This window comes from Bradyrhizobium sp. AZCC 1588, from assembly GCF_036924735.1.
Lineage (GTDB): Bacteria > Pseudomonadota > Alphaproteobacteria > Rhizobiales > Xanthobacteraceae > Bradyrhizobium.
Map to the genome: position 1 here is coordinate 1,642,717 of NZ_JAZHSC010000001.1, position 19,344 is coordinate 1,662,060.

Annotated in this window: 11 protein-coding genes; 8 read left to right on the plus strand and 3 right to left on the minus strand. The window is 63.1% G+C overall.

Going from position 1 to position 19,344, the window contains the following annotated elements:
• Positions 1-200: 200 nt before the first annotated feature.
• From treS to treY, 5 genes are read left to right on the plus strand one after another with little or no spacing between them, the layout of a single operon-like run.
• The gene (gene treS, locus V1277_RS07680; protein WP_442894567.1) at positions 201-3,494 is read left to right on the plus strand and encodes a maltose alpha-D-glucosyltransferase; all 3,294 of its coding nucleotides are present in this window, start codon (positions 201-203) and stop codon (positions 3,492-3,494) included.
• The gene (gene glgB, locus V1277_RS07685; RefSeq protein ID WP_334415665.1) at positions 3,491-5,638 is read left to right on the plus strand and encodes a 1,4-alpha-glucan branching protein GlgB; all 2,148 of its coding nucleotides are present in this window, start codon (positions 3,491-3,493) and stop codon (positions 5,636-5,638) included. The genes treS and glgB overlap by 4 nt, the downstream gene beginning before the upstream one ends.
• A gap of 3 nt (positions 5,639-5,641) precedes the next feature.
• A complete protein-coding gene (gene glgX / locus V1277_RS07690) occupies positions 5,642-7,717 on the plus strand; it encodes a glycogen debranching protein GlgX (protein ID WP_334415666.1) in 2,076 nt (691 codons plus the stop codon).
• Positions 7,714-9,465: a malto-oligosyltrehalose trehalohydrolase gene (gene treZ, locus V1277_RS07695; protein ID WP_334415667.1), complete on the plus strand. Its 1,752-nt coding sequence runs from the start codon at positions 7,714-7,716 to the stop codon at positions 9,463-9,465. Before glgX ends, treZ begins: the two co-directional genes overlap by 4 nt.
• Positions 9,466-9,469: 4 nt before the next feature.
• Positions 9,470-12,259, plus strand: a complete 2,790-nt coding sequence (gene treY, locus V1277_RS07700; protein WP_334415668.1) for a malto-oligosyltrehalose synthase — start codon at positions 9,470-9,472, stop codon at positions 12,257-12,259.
• Positions 12,260-12,263: 4 nt separating this feature from the next.
• Here treY and V1277_RS07705 read toward each other — a convergent pair whose 3' ends face one another.
• Positions 12,264-12,575 (minus strand): polyhydroxyalkanoic acid system family protein, encoded by a 312-nt coding sequence (locus tag V1277_RS07705; protein ID WP_334415669.1) that lies wholly within the window; start codon positions 12,573-12,575, stop codon positions 12,264-12,266.
• Between the two features lie 165 nt (positions 12,576-12,740).
• On the opposite strand from V1277_RS07705, the gene V1277_RS07710 reads away from it, so the two are divergent.
• Positions 12,741-12,905, plus strand: a complete 165-nt coding sequence (locus V1277_RS07710) for a DUF3309 family protein (RefSeq protein ID WP_065727178.1) — start codon at positions 12,741-12,743, stop codon at positions 12,903-12,905.
• 101 nt (positions 12,906-13,006) lie between these two features.
• On the opposite strand, the gene ligD is transcribed toward V1277_RS07710, so the two are convergent.
• Entirely contained in the window at positions 13,007-15,691 is a 2,685-nt protein-coding gene (ligD, locus tag V1277_RS07715; RefSeq protein WP_334415670.1) for a DNA ligase D, read from the minus strand.
• A gap of 100 nt (positions 15,692-15,791) precedes the next feature.
• Here ligD and ku point away from each other — a divergent pair, with 100 nt between their 5' ends.
• Complete coding sequence (ku, locus tag V1277_RS07720; protein WP_334415671.1) at positions 15,792-16,676, plus strand: non-homologous end joining protein Ku; 885 nt, start codon at positions 15,792-15,794, stop codon at positions 16,674-16,676.
• A gap of 142 nt (positions 16,677-16,818) precedes the next feature.
• Entirely contained in the window at positions 16,819-18,426 is a 1,608-nt protein-coding gene (locus V1277_RS07725) for an AMP-binding protein (protein ID WP_334415672.1), read from the plus strand.
• A gap of 223 nt (positions 18,427-18,649) precedes the next feature.
• Here V1277_RS07725 and V1277_RS07730 read toward each other — a convergent pair whose 3' ends face one another.
• Positions 18,650-19,255 (minus strand): pyridoxamine 5'-phosphate oxidase family protein, encoded by a 606-nt coding sequence (locus V1277_RS07730; RefSeq protein WP_334415673.1) that lies wholly within the window; start codon positions 19,253-19,255, stop codon positions 18,650-18,652.
• Positions 19,256-19,344 lie beyond the last annotated feature (89 nt).

Here is a 19,344-nt window from a genome sequence, read left to right on the forward strand (position 1 = left end):
GGTTCCGCCGGAACCAAAGCGAGCCGAACGGCTTTCTATCTATGTCCGGAACGTCTCCCTTTCTGCAAACGAAACGGGGACGTCATTTCCATGGCAATGGCATCACCGTGAACAAAAAAGCGCAAACCGCCGAGAGCTCCAACGCCGGCGTCTCCCTTCCTATCGACGGCTCCTATCCGCTGAATCCGGATAGCAGCCTTGTGGTCGAAGCAAAGGAGCTGCCCGCCGCCGAGGTCGCCACCGAGGAGCTCTGGTACAAGGATGCGATCATCTATCAGTTGCACGTCAAGGCCTTCGCCGACAGCAACAATGACGGCATCGGCGACTTTGCCGGGCTGACGGAGAAACTGGGGTATCTGCAGGACCTTGGCGTCACCACATTGTGGCTGTTGCCGTTCTATCCCTCCCCCGGCCGCGACGACGGCTACGACATCGCGGACTACGGCGACATCAACCCCGATTTCGGGACGATGAAGGATTTCAGGCGCTTCATCCAGGAGGCCAAGAAGCGCGGTCTGCGGGTCATCACCGAGCTCGTCATCAACCACACCTCCGATCAGCACGACTGGTTCAAGCGCGCCCGCCGCTCGGACCCGAATTCCTCTGCCCGCAACTGGTATGTCTGGAGCGATACCGACCAGAAATATTTGGGCACGCGGATCATCTTCACCGATACCGAGAAGTCGAACTGGACCTGGGACCCGGAAGCCGGCCAGTTCTACTGGCACCGCTTCTTCTCGCACCAGCCGGATCTCAATTTCGACAATCCGCGCGTGGTGAGCGCGCTGGTGCAGGTGATGAAGCGGTGGCTCGACACCGGGGTCGACGGCTTCCGGCTCGACGCCATTCCCTATCTCTGCGAGCGCGACGGCACCAACAACGAGAACCTGCCGGAGACGCATGCCATCATCAAGCGGCTGCGCAGCGAACTCGATGCCTACGCAAAAGGCAAGGTGCTGCTGGCCGAGGCCAATCAATGGCCGGAGGACGTACAGGAATATTTCGGCCGTGGCGACGAATGCCACATGGCCTATCACTTTCCGCTAATGCCGCGCATCTACATGGCAATCGCGCAGGAAGACCGTTTTCCGATCACCGACATCCTGCGCCAGACGCCGGATATTCCAGGCAATTGCCAGTGGGCGCTGTTCCTGCGCAACCATGACGAACTGACGCTGGAAATGGTCACCGACGTCGAGCGCGATTACCTGTGGTCGACCTACGCCAACGATCCCCGCGCCCGCATCAATGTCGGCATCCGGCGGCGGCTGGCGCCGCTTATGGACAATGACCGGCGCAAGATCGAGCTGATGAACTCGCTGTTGCTCTCGTTCCCGGGTACGCCGATCATCTATTACGGCGACGAGATCGGGATGGGCGACAACATCTATCTCGGCGACCGCAACGGCGTCCGCACCCCGATGCAGTGGACGCCGGATCGCAATGGCGGCTTCTCCCGTTCCGACCCCGCGCGGCTCTACGCGCCAACCATCATGGACCCGGTCTATGGCTACGAGTCCGTCAATGTCGAGGCGCAGTCGCGCAGCCTCTCCTCGCTGCTCTCTGCCACCAAGCGGCTGATCGCGGTCCGCAAATCCACGCTCGCTTTCGGCCGCGGCAGCATGACATTCATCCGCCCGGAAAACCGCTCGGTGCTGTGCTACGTGCGCCAGTACGGGGACGAGGTCATTCTGTGCGTCGCCAATCTGTCGCGATCGGCTCAGGCGACCGAACTGGATCTCTCCGCCTTCAAGGACCGCATCCCGCTGGAAATGCTCGGCCGCACGCGCTTCCCGGCGATCGGCGAGCTGCCCTACATGATCACGCTGTCGCCTTACGGCTTCTACTGGTTCGAACTGCAGGAGCGCGACAAATCGGCGCCGGTGCCGCAGCGCGCGGTGCCCGAGTTTGAAACGCTGGTGGTGCCGTTGAATGCGACCTGGGTATCGCTGGCGCGCGAGCGCGGCGTGTTCGAGCGCGACGTGCTTCCGGGACATCTGGCGCGCAGCCGCTGGTACCCGGAACGCTCGGCCAAGGCGATCCATCCGAAACTGACGTCGGCGATTCCGTTCTGCGACATCGGCGACAACCGGCCGTGGCTCGCTTTCTTCGAAACGACGCAGCGCGGCGTCACCACGCGCTACGTGTTGCCGATGCAGATCGAATGGGTGCGCTTCGACCGCGAGCGCTACAATCCGCATGCGCTGGCCGCCGTTCGCCAGGGCGCGCGCGAGGGAACACTGCTCGATGTTGCCACCGACCAGATCTTCGTCGCGCTGTTTCTGCGCAATCTGCAGCAATCGCTGACCGTCGACGAGAGCGAACAGGGATTGCGGCTCGAATTCCGCCCGACCGGCCGCTTCGGCGACAAGTCGATCCGGCAGCCCGAGCACATCCGCACCATTGAATCCGAACTGCCGCGCAGCACCGCGCTGGTGGACAATGACTATGTCGTCAAGATCTACCGGACACTTCAGGCCGGTCCCAATCCCGAAATCGAGATGGGACGCTTCCTGACAGATGTCGCCAACTTTCCCAATGCGCCGGCGCTGCTCGGCAGCGCCGAGCTGGTCGAGGGTAACGAGAAGAGCGCAGTCGGCGTCGTTCACGCCTTCATCGCCAATCAGGGCGACCTCTGGACCGTGAGTGCGGCCTATCTCGATCGCTTCGTCGAGGAGCAGAGCCTGCTCGCAGCGAGCATCCATCCCGGCGAGCGCGAGGAAGAGATCCCTTATCTGCGCTACATCTCGCAGGCCGGACGGCGCGTGGCCGAACTGCATGTTGCGCTCGCCAGCAACGGCGAGCTTCCCGAATTCGCGCCGGAGCCGACCAGCCGCGACGACGTGCAGCGCTGGGTCGACGATCTGGTGCTCAGCGCCGGGCGCGTCTTCGACGCGCTTCGGCAGCGGCGAGATACGCTGAAGGAAGCCGACCGAGCGTTGGTCGACCAGGTGCTGGCGTTGCAGCCGGTCCTGCCGGATTGGCTGGAAGCGCTGCTGCTGCGCGAGGCCGACGCCGCCGGCATTCGCGGCCATGGCGACCTCGATCTCAGCCAGTTGCTGATCGTCAAGGACGACATCTTCATCGTCGACTTCGAAGGCGCGCCGCGGCGCACTATCGCCGAACGCCGGCGCAAGATGCCTGCAGCACGCGACATCGCAAGCCTGATCCGCTCGATCGATTATTCGGCAACCGCAGCCCTTGAGCGCGCGCTCAAAGTAGCCCACGATGACCACGGCAAGCTCGGCGCGGCGCTTGGCGAATGGCGGGACCGGGCGACAGCCGCATTTCTCGCCGCCTACCGCGAAGCGATGACCGACCAACGGCTGTGGCCGGCCGATCCGACGGACGCGGACGGCTTGCTGACCTTCTTCCTGCTCGAGAAGGCCTTGAACGAGATCGAACACGAACTGTCGTTCCGGCCGGAATGGCTGCGCGTGCCATTGAGCGGAATTATCAGAATGTTGTCACAACCGTCCTTCGAGGCCTCATGACCAAGCTGTCCGCAGAGGCCTACGCCATCATCGAAGGCAAGCATTCGGATCCGTTTCGATATCTCGGCTTGCACAGCGAAGGCGGACACAGCGTGGTGCGCGCTTTCATCCCCGAAGCGTCCAACGTGGAGGCGATCGGCGAGCAAGGCGAGACGGCGCCGCTTGAGCGCATTCACGATGCCGGGCTGTTTGCAGGCGCGCTGCCGAACGGATCGAAGCGCTACCAGCTCCGCGCCCGCTTCGGCGAGAACGTCGTCGATCTCGACGACCCCTACCGCTTTCCACCCGTGCTCAGCGACTTCGACCTCTATCTCCTGGGCGAAGGCACCCACCGGCGGATCTACGACAAGCTCGGCGCGCATCCGATGACACTCGATGGCGTCGACGGCGTGGCGTTCGTGGTGCTGGCGCCGAACGCCAAGGCGGTCAACGTGGTCGGCGACTTCAATTTCTGGAATGCGCGGCGGCACCCGATGCGGGTGCGCGGCGTCGGCTATTGGGAACTGTTCGTGCCCCATGCCCGCGCCGGGGACCGGTACAAGTTCGATATTACCGGCTCCGATGGACGGCATCTGCCGCTGAAATCCGATCCGGTGGCCTTTGCGGCGGAAGTCCGGCCCTCAACGGCATCGATCGTCGTCGACGAAAACAGGATTCCGTATCCGCGCCAGGCGCCGTCGGGCATCAACGCGCTGGAGGCGCCGATCTCGATCTACGAGGTTCATCTCGGCTCCTGGCGGCGCAAGAACGGCAATGAATGGCTGAGCTATCGCGACCTCGCCGAACAGCTTCCGGCCTACGCGAAGGATATGGGCTTTACCCATCTCGAGTTTCTGCCCGTCAGCGAACATCCGTTCGACGGCTCCTGGGGCTATCAGCCGACCGGCCTGTACGCGCCGACCAGCCGGTTCGGCACGCCGGAAGATTTTTCCGCCCTCGTCGATGCCTGTCATCGCGAGGGGCTCGGCGTGTGGCTCGACTGGGTGCCCGGACATTTTCCCGACGATCCGCATGGGCTCGGCTATTTCGACGGCACCGCGCTCTACGAGCACGCCCACCCGATGCAGGGCCGCCATCTCGACTGGGGCACGCTGATCTACAATTACGGCCGCACCGAAGTGGTCAATTTCCTGGTCTCCAACGCGCTGTTCTGGCTCGATCGCTACGGCGTCGACGGCCTGCGCGTCGATGCCGTCGCCTCGATGCTTTACCTCGACTACAGCCGGCCCGCCGGCGAGTGGATCCCGAACCGGCTCGGGGGGCGGGAAAACCTCGAAGCCATCGAGTTCCTGCGCCGCTTCAACATCGAACTGTTCGGGCATTTTCCGGAAGCCACCACGGCAGCGGAGGAATCCACCGCATGGCCGCAGGTCTCGCGGCCGGTCGAATATGGCGGGCTCGGCTTCGGCTTCAAGTGGAACATGGGCTGGATGCACGACACGCTGAAATATATCGGCAAGGACCCGATATACCGGAAGCACCATCACGGCGACGTGCTGTTCGGCCTGCATTACGCATTTTCGGAGAATTTCATTTTGCCGCTGTCGCATGACGAAGTCGTGCACGGCAAGCGATCGATCCTCGGCCGCATGCCCGGCGACGAGTGGCAGCGCTTTGCGAACCTGCGTGCCTATTACAGCTTCATGTTCGGCCATCCCGGCAAGAAGCTGCTGTTCATGGGCTGCGAGTTCGGCCAGGAGCGCGAATGGAATCACGATCATTCGCTCGACTGGCACCTTTTGGCGCAGCACCGCCATAGCGGCATGCAGAACCTGATCCGCGACCTCAACCGACTCTATCGCAGCGTGCCGGCGCTGCACCAGATGGATTGCAACCAGGCGGGATTTGAATGGGTCATCACCCACGATTCCGGCGGCAACGTCTTTGCCTGGCTGCGCAAGGGTTTCGATGCGCGCGCGCGCTGCCTCGTGGTCGTGAACTTCTCGCCGAATGTCTATCACAATTACCGTGTCCGGGTGCCATTCGCCGGCACGTGGAGGGAAGCGCTCAATTCCGATTCTGCGCATTATGGCGGCAGCAATGTCGGCAACGTCGGCGAAGTCCATACCCTGGAAGGCAGCATCCCCGAACTCAGCCTCACCATTCCGCCTCTGGCTGCGATCTTTCTCGTACCGGAAAGCTGACGCATGCGACTGTCCGCGGGAAGCCCCGCCCGCCTCGGAGCAAGCTGGGACGGCAGGGGCACCAACTTTGCGCTGTTCTCGGCCAATGCGGAGAAGGTCGAGCTTTGCCTGTTCGATGGCCAGGGCCGCCGCGAACTCGAGCGAATCGAACTGCCCGAGCGCAATGAGGACGTTTGGCACGGCTATCTCAACGACGTCTCGCCTGGACAGCTCTACGGCTATCGCGTCCACGGCCCCTACGCGCCGGAGCGCGGACACCGCTTCAACGCCAACAAGCTGTTGCTCGATCCCTATGCCAAGCGGCTCGCCGGCAGGCTGGTGTGGAGCGATGCGCATTTCGGCTATCGAACGGGGAGCGCGCGCGAGGATCTTTCGTTCGACCGCCGCGACAACGCGCGCGGCATGCCGAAGGCGGTCGTGGTCGACGAGACCTTCAACTGGGGCCGCCGCGAGATGCGGCCGAACGTCGCCTGGGAAGACACCGTCATCTATGAGGCCCACGTCAAGGGCCTGACGCAGAGGCGCGACGACGTGGCGCCGGGCTGGCGCGGCACCTATGGCGGGCTGTGCTCGCCGGCGATGATCGACCATCTCAAGCGGCTCGGCGTCACCACCATCGAACTGTTGCCGATCCACGGCCTGATCGACGACCGGGTGCTGGTGGAAAAGAAGCTCTCTAACTACTGGGGCTACAACACGCTGGCGTTCTTTGCGCCGGAGCCGCGCTACGCACAGGACAATGCGCTCGATGCGTTCCGTACCACGGTGGCGCGGCTGCACGACGCCGGCATCGAGGTGATGCTCGACGTAGTCTACAACCACACCGCCGAAGGCAATCATCTCGGCCCGACGCTGTGTTTCCGCGGCATCGATAACGCGTCCTATTACTGGCTCAACAAAGAGCATCCGCGCTACTATGACGACTTCACCGGCTGCGGCAGCTCGGTCAACCTCACCCATCCGCGCGTGCTGCAGATGGTGATGGATTCGCTGCGCTACTGGGTCGAGGTCTGCCACGTCGACGGCTTTCGCTTCGACCTCGCCACCACGCTGGCGCGCGAGCCGAACGGTTTTGACCGCAATTCCGCGTTCCTCACGGCCGTGCGGCAGGACCCGGTGCTGGCAACCGTAAAACTCGTCGCCGAGCCATGGGACCTCGGCTTGGGCGGCTATCAGGTCGGCGCGTTTCCCTCGCAATGGTCGGAATGGAACGATCGTTATCGCAGCGCGCTACGGCGCTACTGGAGCGGCGAAGGCAGCCTGATCGGCGAGGTCTCGCGCCGCATGACCGCCTCATCCGACCTGTTCCATCATGACAACCGAGCAACGCGTGCCAGCATCAATCACATCACCGTCCATGACGGTTTCACGCTGACCGACCTGTTCAGCTACAACGAGAAGCACAACGAGGCGAACGGCGAGGACAATCGCGACGGCTCCAACGACAACCACAGCAACAATTGCGGCCATGAGGGCCCGACCACTGACGCCGCGATCGTGGCGCTGCGCCGGCAACTTCGCAGGAACCAGTTCGCCTGCCTGTTCCTCGCGCAGGGGACGCCCTTGATGCTCGCCGGCGATGAAGTCGGCAATTCGCAGAACGGCAACAACAACGCCTATTGCCAGGACAATGAGATCGGCTGGGTCAACTGGGAAAATCTCGGCAAGCCAGGCGACGACCTCACCGATTTCGTCGGCCACATGACCGCGCTGCGCCGGCGCTTCCCACAACTGCGCTACCAGCGCTGGCTCTCCGGGCGGCGTAAGGACGGCTCCTACGGTGTGCTGTGGCTGACGCCGGCAGCCGAGGAGATGCAGGAAGCCGACTGGAATTTTCCGGAAGGACGGTTCCTTGCCTATGTGCTGGGGCCTTTGGAACCAGGTCAGCCGCCGATCTTTATCGTGCTGAACGCTGCCCCCGAAGAGATCGCTTTCAAGTTGCCGCAGATGCCCGAATACAAGAGCTGGCAGCAGGTACTGAATACGACCGAGGCCGTGCTGGCCGCCGCCGAATTCGCCTCGGGCGTCGAAACCAGCGCGCCGCCGCGATCGGTGCTTGTCTTTGCGGGCGCGGCATGAATGACCGGCAATTCGGCCTCCTTCTGACGAACTACGGCGCGCGGTTTCGGCTGTGGGCACCGGCGGCCAAACGCGTCGAGGTGATGCTGGAGCAGCCTCACGCGATGAGGCGCGGCGAGGACGGGTGGTTCACGGCCGATATTGCCGGTGTCAAAGCCGGCGCACGCTACAAATTCCGCATCGATGACGAACTCGATGTCCCCGATCCAGCTTCGCTGTTTCAGCCCGAGGACGTTATCGGGCCGAGCGAGGTGATCGATCATGACGCATATCGCTGGCGGGCCGCAAGCTGGCACGGACGGCCGTGGCAGGAGGCGGTGATCATCGAGGCGCATGTCGGCACCTTCACTGCGGAAGGCAGCTATCGCGCCATGATCGACAGGCTCGACCATCTCGTAGCCGCCGGCATCACCGCATTGGAATTGATGCCGCTGGCGGATTTCGCCGGCTCCCGCAACTGGGGCTATGACGGCGTCTTGTGGTACGCACCCGACAGCTCCTATGGCCGTCCCGAAGATCTCAAGGAGCTGATCGACGAGGCGCACCTGCGCGGGTTGATGGTGATGCTTGACGTCGTCTACAACCATTTCGGCCCCGAAGGAAATTATCTCGGCCGCTATGCGCCCTCCTTCTTCACCGAAGCCCACACGCCATGGGGCAGTGCGATCGACTATCGCGTCAGGCAAGTCCGCGCCTTTGCGATCGAGAACGCGCTCTCCTGGCTGCGCGACTACCGCTTCGACGGGCTGCGGCTCGATGCGGTCAACTCGATCGTTGAACCGGGCGGGCTGTCGCTGCTGCGCGATATCAGCGCCGCTGCCGGCCAATTGGCCGCGGAAACCGGCCGGCACATTCACCTCGTGCTGGAGAACGGCGACAACCGCGCCAGCATCCTGGATTCCGTCCAGGACCCACCACACGGCAAATACCGCGCGCAATGGAACGACGATTACCATCACGCCTGGCGCGTGCTGATGACCGGCGAGAAGCAGGGCTATTATGGCGATTACCAGCGCGCGCCGAGATCGGATATCGCCCGCTCGCTGTCATCAGGTTTCGTCTACCAGGGCGAGCCATCGGCTTTTCGCGGCGTTAGGCGTGGCGAGCCGAGCGGCCATCTCGCGCCGACCGCCTTCATCAACTTCCTGCAGAACCACGACCAGATCGGCAATCGTGCGCTGGGCGACAGGCTGGAAGGCAACGCCGACGCGCGGATGATCGAGGCGGCGCTTCAGGTCCTGCTGATCGCGCCTCACATCCCCATGCTGTTCATGGGCGAGGAATGGGGCTCAACGGTCCCCTTCCCGTTCTTCTGCGATTTCGGCGGCGACCTCGCCGCCGCGGTTCGGAAGGGCCGCCGCATCGAATTGGCCTGGGCCTATGCGGAATATGGCGATGACGTCCCCGACGCGCTCGCCGCTTCGACCCGCGATTCCGCCGTTCTAGACTGGGATGGCCGCGACGCTCCGGCGGGGCGGAAACGCCTGACCATGGTGCGAGAACTATTGCAGGTCCGGCGGCAGCAGATTGTACCGCGGCTGGCCGGCGCAGCTTTTGGGAAAGCAGACGCCGAAAGCAACGGGTTGCTGACCGCCGATTGGCGCATGGGCGATGGCACCGCACTTCGCCTCACCGCCAACCTGTCGGAAAAGGCCGTCAGCCACAGCGAAGCTGCAGGAACCCTGATCTGGGGTAGCGAGTTGGGCAATAGCGTCCCGCCATGGTCGGTGCACTGGCGCATCGGATAGGAAAATGCCCCCGGCGATCCCGATCGCGACCTACCGCCTGCAACTGTCGGCGGATTTCGATTTCGACGCCGCCGCTTCCGTGGTGCCCTACCTGAAGGCGCTCGGCATCACCCATCTCTATGCATCGCCCTTCACGCGCGCCCGCAAGGGCAGTGCGCATGGCTACGACGTCATCGACCACGCTCAGTTCAATCCCGAGCTCGGCGGCGAAGCCGGCTTCGAGCGGCTGAGCGCCATGCTGCGGCGACACGATCTCGGGCTGATCCTGGATTTCGTGCCCAACCATGTCGGCGTGCACTTTGACGATAATCCATGGTGGCTCGACATGCTGGAGTGGGGCCCCGCCTCGCCGCACGCGGCCTCCTTCGACATCGACTGGGAGCAATTGCCATATCGCGCCCGCGGCGGGGTGTTGCTGCCGATCGTCGGCTCGTCCTACGGTCAGGCGCTGGAAAACGGCGAGATCGAACTGCGCTATGATGCCGGCGAAGGCAGTTTTTCGGCTTGGTACTTCGAGCATCGGCTGCCGATCGCGCCGGAGCGTTATGGCGAAATCCTGCGTATGGTCGTCAAGGAAGCAGGCGCAGAGGAAAGTGCGCCCGGCAGGGCCATGCTTGCGCTGGCCTCCCGCTATCAGGGGCCGCGACGCCCCAACCGCAAGGAAGCACCTGCCTTCAAAGCCGAATTGAAGGGCATCACGGGAGCCGCCGAGATCATCGCGCGTGAGCTTGCAGCCTATCGGGCCGGGCCGGATCGCGCCGCTGCAACGCTGGCGCTGCATCATCTGCTCGAACGCCAGCACTACAAGCTCGGCCACTGGCGGCTCGCTTCCAGTGACATCAATTACCGGCGCTTCTTCGACATCAACACGCTGGCGGGCCTGCGCGTCGAGGACACCGGCACCTTCGAGGCGATCCATCGCCTGGTCAAACGGCTGATTGCGGAGGAAAAGCTTGCGGGGCTGCGGCTGGATCACATCGACGGCCTGCGCGATCCCGTCCAGTATTTCCAGCGCCTGCGCCGGCTGATCCGCGATGGCTTTGGCGGGCAGAGCAGGCCCTTCTACGTGGTGGTCGAGAAAATTCTCGGCGAGCACGAAAAGCTGCCGCCGTTCGCCGGCGTTCACGGCACCACCGGCTATGAGTGGCTGAACGCGATCACCCATGTGCTGACCGATGGAAGCGGCCTGGAGCCGCTCGACGAGGTCTGGCGGCAGATCAGCAACCAATCGCCAAAACTCGAACCGATCCTGCGAGATGCAAAACGTCGCGTGCTGGAAACGCTGCTGACCAGCGAGTTCACGGTGCTGACGCGCCTCTTGTCGCGGATTGCCAGCGGACATTATTCCACCCGCGACTATTCCATCGACAGCCTGCGGCAGGCGCTCGAACTCTACGTGCTGCACTTTCCGGTCTATCGCACCTACCTGACAGCGTCGGGCCCATCCGCGCATGACCGCCAGTTGATAGCAGGGACGATCGAGCGGGCGCGCGCCGACTGGTTTGCCGCCGATGACGGCATCTTCGATTTCCTGCGCGACGCCCTGACAATGGACCTGATCAAGTCCGGGCGCACACATCACAGCGCGCCGCGGGTGCGCCGGTTCGCCTTGAAGATGCAGCAGTTCACCGGACCGATGATGGCAAAGTCGCTGGAGGACACAACGTTCTACCGCTACCACCGCCTGCTTGCCCTCAACGAGGTCGGCGGCGATCCAGCGGCAAGGGCGTTATCGGTCGACGAACTTCACGGGATGATGCGGACGCGCGCCAGGGAATGGCCGTATGGCATGACGGCGACCGCGACGCATGATACCAAGCGCGGCGAGGATGCGCGTGCGCGCATCCTGGCGCTTTCGGAAATTCCGGGCGAATGGACCGGCACGGTGGCCAGATGGAAACTGCTCAACGCGCCGCATCTGCTCGCCGATGGCGATCTGCGCGCGCCCTCGGCGGCGTTCGAATACATGCTGTATCAGGCGCTGGTGGGGGCATGGCAGCCGGACGACCCTTCGTTCGTGGACCGGATGCAGGAATATGCGCTGAAGGCGGCGCGCGAGGGCAAGCAGGAAACGAGTTGGCTCAATCCCCACGCGGCCTACGAGACGGGTGTCAAGAGCTTCATCGCGAAGATTCTCGATCCCTCATTGTCGGGCGAATTCCTGAATTCCCTGCAGACGCTGGCGCAGCGGCTCTCGTTGCTGGGCGCCCTGAACTCGCTCAGCCAGATCACGCTGAAGACGACGATACCGGGCGTGCCGGACTTCTATCAGGGCACGGAACTTTGGGATTTTTCGCTGGTCGATCCCGACAACCGGCGGCCCGTCGACTTTGCCGAACGCGCAGGTCGGCTGGGCGCGGTGGAGAATCCGGATTGGGATCGGCTGGTCGAGAAGTGGCCGAGCGGTCATCTGAAGCTGGCCTGGACACGGCATCTGCTCAAGCTTCGAACCGAGCTCGCCGATACGTTCACAAGCGGCGATTACGAGCCCTTGGAAGTGAGCGGACCGCGTCGCGATCATTTCATCGCGTTCGTCCGCCGGCGAGGCCGCGAGGCTGCGATCGTCGTGGCCACACGGTGGTTTGCGCCGTTTACCGATGGCGGCAGACATTGGCCCGGTCCGGAGAACTACGACGCCACGCTGAACGTCGGCGGCTACGCGATGGAAGGTTTTGCTGACGCCGATGCTGCGCAATTGCGCCTGTCAGACCTGCTGACGCATCTGCCGGTCGCGGTGCTGAAAGCCAGGTACAATGGCGCGACAGAACCCGCACCAAGGCGCCGTCGCGGCTGATACGTCAGCTTTTCTTGGTCAGCAGCAACTGGCCGCGGCTGCGGATCGCGGCCTGGGCCGCTTCGGCAAAGCGCTGCAACAGCCATGGCAGCATCACTTCCACCTGCACGTGATCGTCGGCGACATCGACATGGCCTGCCGCGCCTTGCCCGAGGGCGCTCACGTGGAAGATCATGCGGTTGTCTTCCCAGCGCTCCTCGTCGACACTTAGCATCGGTACGCTGGAAGCGGCGCGCGACAGTCCTGTCTTGAGGCGGCGCATCGCCTCCTCGCGGCCCAGACTATGCGGGATGGAAACCACGAGCGGTTTGGTCATCGCTGAAAAATCCTCCCTGATCTAGCTGCATGTAATTGTACGCGGTTCGAAAGTAAGGGACGACCGTACAATCGCCTCCCAGACCGGAACTTTCGTGATTCACGCTTGTTACTCTCCGCGAAGGCAGGATAGACACACGCCCCGCTTCGGGCTGAGGAGAGCTTTATGTCTATCGGCACAATCATTCTGATTATTCTCATCATCGCCCTGCTCGGCGGCTTCAGTGGCATCGGCGGCGGCCCGTTCTATGGCACCGGATATTACGGCGGCGGCGGACTTGGTCTGGTGATCGTGATTCTGTTGATCCTGCTGCTGCTCGGGAAGATCTGAGCCACGCGTCGAGAATCGTAGGGTGGGCAAAGGCGCACTTGCGCCGTGCCCACCTTTCTTGTTGAGATAAAGATGGTGGGCACGCTCTCGCTTTGCCCACCCTACATTGAGGCCAATTTCTTCATCGCCGGCTTGATCGACGCTGCCGCGTCATCGTAGCCGTCCCACGCTTTCGTCTTCGCCAGTAGCGACGGCACGGTGCGGATCGTATACTTCTTCGGATCGAGATCGCCGCGCACCTGCGTCCAGGTCAATGGCATCGACACGGTAGCACCCTCGCGCGCACGGGGCGACAAGGCCGCGATCGCCGTCGACATCCGGTCGTTGCGAAGATAGTCGAGGAAGATCTTTCCCTTGCGCAGCTTCTTCGACATGTTGAGCAGATAGCGCTCGGGATCATCGTTCGCCATCCACTGGCAGATACTTTGCGCGAAGGCCTTGGCCTCCTTCCAGGTGACCTTGTCTCTTGCACCATGGAGCAGCGGCGTCACCACATGCAGCCCCTTGCCGCCGGTGGTCTTGCAGAAGCTTTCGAGACCAACAGCGGTCAACCGCTGGCGCATGTCTTTTGCCGCTTCGATGACATCGGAGAATTCAACATTTGGCGCGGGATCGAGATCGAACACCAGACGTCCCGGCGTGTCGTAAGCGTCTGGCGCACAATTCCAGGGATGCAATTCGAGGCCGCCGATCTGCGCCACCGCAGCCAATCCCTCGACCCGGTCGATCTGCAGATAGGGCTTGCGGTCGCCCGAAACCTTGGCCAGCTCGAATAGGTTGGACGCGCCCTGCATGGCGTGGCGTTGAAAGAATTTCTCGCCATGGATGCCGTCGGGCGCGCGAACGATCGAGCATGGACGGCCCTTGAGGTGGCCGATCATCCATTCGCCAACAGCCTCGAAATAATGCGCAAGGTCGAGCTTTGTAACGCCCTCGCCGTCGCCGGCGTCGGGCCACAGTTCCTTGTCCGGCTTCGAGATCACAACGCCCATGACGTCGCCGGTCTTGTTCGTTGTTGCGGGCGTTGCCCGCACCGTCGCACCCTTGCCCTTGCCCTTACCCTTGCCCTTGCCGGGCGTCGGCTGAGCGACGCCTGCCTTGGACGGTGTTTCCGCCTCCACCTCCTCGGCCGGCTTGTCCTGCCGCAGGCCCTTGAACGCGGCCTGACGAATGTTTCCATCCGCCGTGAAGCCCGCGAATTCGATCTCGGCGACCAGTTCGGGTTTCAGCCAGTGCACGTCGCGGGTTTTCTTTGGCGCGTTCTTGCCGCCGAACGGGTTCTTGTCGGAGGCGGCTGCCTTCAGCGCCGGCATGATGCGGCGGACCTTGTCCTGCCCGAAGCCGGTACCGACCATACCGACGAAGACGAGATGATCGCCGCGGTAGACGCCGGCCATCAGCGAACGGAATTTGCCGTTGGTGGTCTTCCAGCCGCCCAGCACCACCTCGTGCCCGGCGCGGCATTTCGCCTTGGTCCAGCTCTCGGTGCGGCCGGAGCGATAGGGCACATCGAGTTTCTTGGAGACGATGCCTTCCAGTTCGAGCTTGCAGGCCGATTGCAGGACGGCATCGCCGCCGCTTTCAAAATGCTCGACATAGCGGATCTGCTTGTCCTTGCCCTTCTGTGCATCCAGCAATTTCTTCAGCCGCGCCTTGCGGTCGCCGAGCGGCAGCTTGCGAAAATCTTCACCATTGGCGAACAGCAGGTCGAACGCATAGAAGATCAGGCTCTCGCTGTCGCCGTCCGACAGCGCCGCCTGCAGGGTCGAGAAGTTGGGCGCGCCGTTATGATCGAGCGCGACGATCTCGCCGTCGATCAGCACGTCGGGAAGCGATTTCGCTTCCTTGGCGATCGCTTGGAATTTATCGGTCCAGTCGAGGCCTTTTCGGGTGTAGAGCACCGCATCGCCGTCCTCGACCCGCAATTGCACGCGGTAGCCGTCGAACTTGATCTCGTGACACCAGCCCGCGCCGCCGGGCGGCCGCTCGACGACTGTGCAGAGCTGCGGCGCCACGAAATCCGGCATCGCCGCGACCTGCTTCGGCTTGACGGCTGGCGCGGGCGCGCGCGTCTTGATCTCCGGCGCGGCCCGCAAGGCGGCCGTCTTCCGCAAGGCCCGCGCCTCGGCGGCATCGCCGCGGTTCGATTGCCAAACCGCGTCGGCCGTTGTCTTCGTGGCCAACATGAACGGCTTTGGCGCCTTGCCCTTGCCTTGCGCGATCTGCTCCATCGTGCGCCCGGAGGCAACCGAACGGTCCTCGTCGAGAATGTCGTTGTCCCCGCCTTCCCTAACGAATTCGTCACGATGCTTGATCAGGAGCCAGTTGGTGCGCTTGCCGCCGTAGCGGTCGCCTCGCATCCGCACCAGCACCCAGCTTCCATGCAGCTTGTCGCCATGCAGGGTGAATTTCAGGTCGCCCTTCTTGAAGCCGCGATCGGGATCATCGGACTCCCAATAGCCCCGGTCCCACAGCATCACCGTGCCGCCGCCGTACTGGTCTTCCGGAATGGTGCCTTCGAAATCGCCGTAATCGAGCGGGTGGTCCTCGACCTCGACCGCGAGCCGCTTGTCGTGAGGGTCGAGTGACGGCCCCTTGGTGACGGCCCAGGATTTGAACACGCCGTCGAATTCCAGCCTGAGATCGTAATGCAGCCGGCTTGCATCATGCTTCTGAATCACGAACCGCCGCTCTCGAGCGGGCGCGACCTCGACGTCGCCGGAGGGCTCTGCCGTTTTGCCGAAATCGCGCTTCTTGCGGTACGTGCTGAGCTTCTTCAACGCCACGGCTACACCTCAATCAAAAACCGCCCCGCGGCAACACCCGGAACGAAAACCCATACTAACCGTTGAAGTTCCCAAACCCAAACCGCGCCCGGAGATTGCAATGGCCCCCCGCGCCTACTGGAAAGGCTCGCTGAAGCTCTCCTTGGTGTCATGTCCGGTCGTGCTGTATCCGGCCTCGACATCGGTCGAGAAAACCCGATTTCACATGATCAACAAGGAGACCGGCAATCGGCTGAAACAACAGATGATCGATGCCGAGACCGGCGACGTCGTCGAAAGCGACCAGAAAGGCCGCGGCTATGAGCTGAAAAAGGGCCAGTATGTCGAGATCGAAAAGGAGGAACTGGAAGCCGTCCAGATCGAGAGCAATCACACGATCGAGATCGACAGTTTCGTGCCGCGGGACGAAATCGACAAGCGCTACTACAACCACCCCTACTACATCGCCCCTGACGGCAAGGTCGCGGTGGACGCCTTCGCGGTGATCCGCGACGCCATGAGGGATGAGGACCGGGTGGCGCTGGCGCGCATCGTGCTGACAAACCGCGAGCACGTCATGGCGATCGAGCCGCTCGGCAAGGGATTGCTCGGCACCACGCTGCGATATCCGTACGAGCTGCGCGACGAGGACGATTTCTTCGATGATATCAAGACACCGAAGATCACCAAGGACATGGTCGAACTTGCGGGCCATATCCTGCAGACCAAGGCCGCGCATTTCGATCCCTCGAAATTCAAGGACGAGTATGAGGACGCGCTGAAGGCGCTGGTGCGGCGCAAGGCTTCCGGCAAGCCGGTCAAGGTCGCCGAGCGCGAGGAGAGGCCGGACAACGTCATCAACCTGATGGATGCGCTGAAGGCGAGCTTGAAAGGCAAGGGAGCGACGAAACGGCGCGCCCAAGCCCCGGCCTCGCGGCGGGCGCCTGCGCGGCGGACAGCAAGGAAAGCGCACCGGTCCACAGCCAGGCACCGTAAGGCGGGCTAACGCAGGCATATCCGCGTCATTGCTCACGCGGTTCTCGCGCGCCTTGGCCACCCTCCCGCTTGCATTACCCCAAACCGGAAGGCATTTTCCTCTTGGGAACTGACGCCACCGACAATAGCGGCGCCGGACCGGGGAGGAATGAATGGCATTGACGAAGTCGCACGTCGCAGGACCGACCACGCCTGCGGTACGGGAGATGACATTCGGCGGTCTCTTGCGCAAGGCGGCTGAGGCCGCGCCCGATCGCCTCGCCCTGATCGCGGGCGTGCCTGACTCGGCGCAGCGGCGGCAATGGACCTACGCACAGTTCTATCGCGAAGCCCAGCGCACCGCCCGCGCGCTGCTGTCGCGCTTCAAGCCCGGCGAGCGCATTGCCGTCTGGGCACAAAATATTCCGGAATGGGTGATGCTCGAATTCGGTGCCGGCATGGCGGGCATGATTCTCATCACCGTCAACCCGGCCTTCCGCGCCCGGGAGGTCGAATATGTGCTGAAGCAGTCGCGCTCGGCCGGCGTCTTCGTGGTCAACGGCTTCCGCGGCAATCCGATGCTGGAAACCGTGCAGGCGGTGGCGCCGAATTGCCCCGAGCTCCGCGAGATCATCTGCTTCGACGACTGGAATGCCTTCATCACCGCAGGCGACGATGAGGACATCAAGCTGCCGGCCGTCAGCCCCGACGATCCCGTCATGATCCAGTACACGTCGGGCACGACGGGCTTTCCGAAAGGCGCCCTGCTCCGTCATCGCGGGCTGCTGAACAATGGTGCCGATACCGCAGACCGGATGGGCGTCGACGACGGCGACGTCTTCGTCACCACGATGCCCTTGTTTCATACCGGCGGGTGCGTCTGCTGCGTGATCGGAGCGGTATCGAAAGCCGCAACCCAGGTGCTGGTCGAGGCCTTCGAGCCCGGCCTCGTGCTGGAGATGCTCGGGACCTATCGCGGCAACGCCATGCTCGGCGTGCCCACCATGCTGGTTGCGATGCTGGAGCACCCGACATTCGCGGCGACCGATCTGTCCTCCGTCAAGGCGATCTGCTCCGGCGGCTCGACAGTGCCGGCCTCGCTGGTGCGGCTCCTGGAGGAAAAGCTCGGCGCGCCCTTTACGATTGTTTTCGGCCAGACCGAGTGCTCTCCCGTCGCAGCGCAGACCCGCACCCATGACAGCGTCGAGGACAAGGCCAACACGATCGGCCTGCCGCTGCCCAATATGGAAACCAAGATCATCGACCCCAACACCGGCGAGACCGTTCCGATCGGCACGATCGGCGAGTTCTGCACCCGCGGCTATCACGTCATGATCGGCTACTTCGAAATGCCTGATGCGACTGCGGCTGCGATCGACGCCGACGGCTGGCTGCACACCGGCGATCTCTGCGCGATGGACGCGCGCGGCTACTGCACCGTGGAAGGCCGGCTGAAGGACATGATCATCCGTGGCGGCGAAAACATCTATCCGCGCGAGCTGGAAGAGTTGCTGTTCAAGCACCCCAAGGTCGGCGAAGTCGCCGTCATCGGCCTGCCGCACGAGAAATGGGGCGAAGAGGTTGCAGCTTTCATCCGCCCGGCGCCCGGTGCCGCGATCGACAAGGAAGAGCTGATCGCCTACATGCGGGCTTCCCTCGCCCCGCACAAAACGCCAAAGCATTGGTATGTCGTCGACGCCTTCCCGCTGACCGGATCGGGCAAGATCCAGAAATTCAAGCTGCGGGACGCCTGCACCAAGGGCGAGATGACGGCGATCTAGGCCGCTTCCGTATACTTCGACCGTCGTCCCTGCGAACGCAGGGACCCCGAGCGTAAGCGCAATTGCGCTCATCGCGGCGCCGCGGCTTATCTGCGGCGCGATGGGGCTAATTGCCTTCGCTGCAATCCAGGCCGGTGGTTATGGGTCCCTGCGCCCCGTGCGCAATTGCGCACTAGGCAGGGACGACGAGGGTGATTTTCGGTGCGGGCTGCGGGTTGCCCGCTCAGCCCTTGAATGTCGGTTGGCGCGGGTGGATGCAATCCTTGAAATCCGCAAAGCCTTTCCACGCCGGCTCCGGCGCGTCCTGTCCGGCTTGAGGCACATAGATCGACGGCTCGATCGAACTCATCGTCGGAATATAGCGCGGGCAGTTCGGGAAGATCGCGCGCGCCGTCACGCGAACGATGAGCTGCGCGCCGACGGTCTCTGACAGCAGCGGGTCCCTGTCGCTCACGCTGGCGCTGCCGTTGACACGCAAACGCCGCGGCTTGTCGTGCATGGCGATGAACAGCAGGCCGACATCGGCATTGACAATGATGTTGCCCAGACTCTTGAACATGCCGTTGCCGTCATAGTCGGGAAATGCGAGCTCGGACGGCCCGGTAACGCGAACAAAGCCTGGCGCCCCGCCCTTGAACGAGCAATCGGGACGGCCCTCGGCATCGGCCGTCGCTAGAAAGAAGTACGGCAAGCTTTCGATGTATTGCTTGTCGTCGGCGGTGAATTCCTTGCGCATCAGCTTCTCTTCCAGCCGGTCCGAAATCCGGCGGCTGTCGAACCGATCCTGCAATTGCCTGCTACCTTCGTGATACATGACGCTCTCAGCCATGACCGTACGCCCTCCTTCTTTGAACCACCTGGGTGGAAGGTCCAACCCGGGTCAGCTTCTGCAGGGAAGCATACCACTTCATGATGATG

What these genes read in the sequence shown, in the direction of transcription:
- glgB (WP_334415665.1), top strand. Translation starts at nt 3,491, where the DNA reads ATGACCAAGCTGTCCGCAGAGGCCTACGCCATCATCGAAGGCAAGCAT.
- glgX (WP_334415666.1), top strand. Translation starts at nt 5,642, where the DNA reads ATGCGACTGTCCGCGGGAAGCCCCGCCCGCCTCGGAGCAAGCTGGGAC.
- treZ (WP_334415667.1), top strand. Translation starts at nt 7,714, where the DNA reads ATGAATGACCGGCAATTCGGCCTCCTTCTGACGAACTACGGCGCGCGG.
- treY (WP_334415668.1), top strand. Translation starts at nt 9,470, where the DNA reads ATGCCCCCGGCGATCCCGATCGCGACCTACCGCCTGCAACTGTCGGCG.
- V1277_RS07705 (WP_334415669.1), bottom strand. Translation starts at nt 12,575, where the DNA reads ATGACCAAACCGCTCGTGGTTTCCATCCCGCATAGTCTGGGCCGCGAG.
- V1277_RS07710 (WP_065727178.1), top strand. Translation starts at nt 12,741, where the DNA reads ATGTCTATCGGCACAATCATTCTGATTATTCTCATCATCGCCCTGCTC.
- ku (WP_334415671.1), top strand. Translation starts at nt 15,792, where the DNA reads ATGGCCCCCCGCGCCTACTGGAAAGGCTCGCTGAAGCTCTCCTTGGTG.
- V1277_RS07725 (WP_334415672.1), top strand. Translation starts at nt 16,819, where the DNA reads ATGGCATTGACGAAGTCGCACGTCGCAGGACCGACCACGCCTGCGGTA.
- V1277_RS07730 (WP_334415673.1), bottom strand. Translation starts at nt 19,255, where the DNA reads ATGGCTGAGAGCGTCATGTATCACGAAGGTAGCAGGCAATTGCAGGAT.